At 40.4% G+C, this 342-nt stretch carries 1 protein-coding gene; it reads right to left on the bottom strand.

Going from position 1 to position 342, the window contains the following annotated elements:
- Positions 1-302, bottom strand: a 302-nt coding sequence (locus R0K30_RS21360) for a hypothetical protein (RefSeq protein WP_486304024.1), incomplete at its 3' end; no start/stop codon positions are given.
- Between the last annotated feature and the right edge of the window lie 40 nt (positions 303-342).

Below are 342 nucleotides of genomic sequence, written 5' to 3'. Positions count from 1 at the left end.
CAATCACTAGGTACACATAACATAGCTAAGGCAACAAGCTGTATGCCTAAGCCAATATTCATGGTTTTATTTAAGCCTAAATGCGCGCCAAGCCACCCCCCCACTAGGTTAGTGATCACCCCAAACACTTCATAAAACAAAAACAGCATAGCGATGGCAAGTGCATCATATCCTAGCTGATGGAAATACAGCACCACCAGCATTCTCAGCGCCCCATCGGTTAAAGTAAACTCCCAATAATTACCGGTAATAATTAAATATTGTTTTATCGCTTGAGGTAAATCACTAAGTTGAGCAAACATGGTTAATACCTTGGGCTAATTAACTACATCACTTTTTGCT

It is taken from the genome of Bacillus sp. SIMBA_154 (assembly GCF_046536015.1).
In the GTDB taxonomy this organism is placed as follows: domain Bacteria; phylum Bacillota; class Bacilli; order Bacillales; family Bacillaceae; genus Bacillus; species Bacillus pumilus_P.
Note: the sequence above shows the minus strand (reverse complement) of the source record. Positions and strands in the feature narration are given on the sequence as shown.